A 2,232-nucleotide genomic window follows, 5' to 3' on the forward strand; every position below is an offset into this window, starting at 1 on the left:
GAGCTGATATCCGATATAGTCCGCGAGCAATGTTTTTATTATACATCATGTTCGCTTACTTTTGAACTCCTTAGTAAAACCAGTTTTATAAGAGCATTATGGTCGTTGGGGATAGGAATGTAACCACACTGCGCCGTTGATTCTGGAATGGCAAGGCCCGGCTCTAACAGTCGTATAACGGTATACCCGTTTCGGGCAAAGATTTTAGATTTGTCAATATCTTTATCTTGTTTGTCTTTGTGATAGTAAAATCCGTCGTACTCCACGACGATACCTTTGTTCGTGGGACTCGATACCAGGATATCGGCTTCAAAGACCTTTCCTTCTTCCTCAATAAAGACTTGTTCATTCGGTTTTATGGATACTGACGTGTTCTGACAGATTTGAACTAGGCAGATACCCAGAAGTCTCTCGGGAACAGATGTGCCTCCAGACACACACGAACAATCACATTGCGTAAATCGGCGTCGGGGCGCGCGAGGATAAGTTCCCTTACAATGCCCGATGCAATCCCATAAGACCTCTTCAGGACTGCCAAGGCTGACCTCGTGAGCAGGCATTTTGTTCCTTTTTGAATATTGCGTGGCAAGATAAGTCACGTCCGAGACTTTTTCTCGGCGGGATTTTGCCTCGGCACGCGCTTGAGCTGCGCAACAATCCTCACAATGGTATTTTTTGTCTCGCTCAGGGGCAGCGTAATCTGGTTTTAGTGCGTTGGTCAGACTAATTGGCGTTGTGCTCTCATAGTCCTTGCATATAGAACATTGGGCTCTTAACCGTACATTCTGATGGGGTAGTAGCTCTCCACGATCTTTCCTTTCGGTGGCTTGCACCGTGAGCCATTGAGCTCGATCCCGTTCCTTGGGATGCATTATCGGCACATAGTCGGGGCGCCATACGCGAAAGCTTTTGAGGATGGCGGTTACCGGAGAATCTTCAAGCGAGCTGGCCTGGGCGCAAGGGCACTTTTCACGTGGAGGTTTACCTTTGCCCGGTAAGAAATAGTTTGGTCTTGCGGCATAAAAATGCACAAAAGGTAACGCTGAGCAGTTGCAGATCAGTACCGGTTTGTAGACCTTCGAGCTGGAGGGCAGGTTTTTTAGATTTGAATTGAGGTAGTAGGCCCCGAGCGAATCTTGAGGAACCTTTTCAAGAAAGCTGACCATGGAACTACCGGGGCGACTCAACCGGCGTTTTGTCAGTGAAGATTGATCGACTTCTCGGTAGTTGGCGTCAGAATCCTCAACCACCATGTCAAATGCCTTGAGATAGGCCTGAACAGAGTCCTCTTCAATCTCGGTCAGCGTCTCAGACTTCATAGTGTTCTGCAGAAAGGCCCGATATTGTCTTTCAACAAAATCTCTCAGCGGAGCGGGGTTGGTGTAGCACTGAAGTGAGGGGAGGCAGCCAAATAGGTTGGTCAGCGCTGGGACTTCTTTTTTTGTAAACTGCATTTCTTGTTCAGGAAAATTCATACCGAGTACACCTTAAAATATAGAAGAGCTGCGAAATGGAATCCCTGCAGGCAGAGGCATTCACAAACCTCGTGCCTGCATGGCAGTACTCGCCATGGCCCTCATGGATATGGCCGAAAATGTGCAGCTGGGGCCGAATGATTTGGATGCGCTGAAGCAGATCTTTATAGCCTACGTTCTGCGCTTTAAAGCCGGTCGCCACCTCATCGCCAACGCCGGCGGGTGGGCCATGGGTAATGAGGATGTCGGGTTCGGAGGGCATCAGGTCCCACTTTGTCCGGATCGGTGCACCCCGATCCTGCATGAAGCACCAGTCCAAAAAAGTGGGTGTCCAGGGCGAGCCCCAGAACTTCAGGCCGTCAATTTCCATGCCGCTGTCTTCCAGATAAATCGCCTGAGTGAGCGCCTGCCGGGCAAATTCTCCCGCCTCTTGAAATGCCCAGTCGTGGTTACCGGCGATCACGATCTTGTGGGCGTGTGGCAAGCTTCCAAGCCAATCGTCCAGATCCCGCACATCATCGAGAGTGCCGGCGCCCAGGCAGTCGCCGACGTGGATAAGCGCATCGCCGTCAGGCATCTCCGGTATGCGCCGGTGCAGGATGTGGGTGTCTGAAAGGCAGACTAATCTCACGGCACTGTCCTCGACAAGCCTCTGGTAGAGACGGGCCCCCATAGACGCTTGAGGTGGACCCAATCAGTTGGACAACCTGATGGTGTCCCTAAGCTATGATCCGGTTGTTTCCCTGGCTCAGGCTGC

Annotated in this window: 2 protein-coding genes; both read right to left on the reverse strand. The window is 51.0% G+C overall.

Features of this window, described 5'->3' with window-relative positions:
• Positions 1-38: 38 nt before the first annotated feature.
• Positions 39-1,475, reverse strand: a complete 1,437-nt coding sequence (locus MLC59_RS19620; protein WP_248237285.1) for a hypothetical protein — start codon at positions 1,473-1,475, stop codon at positions 39-41.
• On the reverse strand, positions 1,462-2,106 hold the full coding sequence (locus tag MLC59_RS19625; protein WP_248237286.1) for a metallophosphatase domain-containing protein: 645 nt from the start codon (positions 2,104-2,106) through the stop codon (positions 1,462-1,464). The genes MLC59_RS19620 and MLC59_RS19625 overlap by 14 nt, the downstream gene beginning before the upstream one ends.
• Between the last annotated feature and the right edge of the window lie 126 nt (positions 2,107-2,232).

Origin of the sequence: Marinobacter bryozoorum (genome assembly GCF_023156245.1) — a bacterium.
Classification (GTDB): Bacteria; Pseudomonadota; Gammaproteobacteria; order Pseudomonadales; family Oleiphilaceae; genus Marinobacter; species Marinobacter bryozoorum.

Coding starts and splice junctions, on each gene's coding strand:
- MLC59_RS19620 (WP_248237285.1), bottom strand. CDS start 1,475: ATGAATTTTCCTGAACAAGAAATGCAGTTTACAAAAAAAGAAGTCCCA.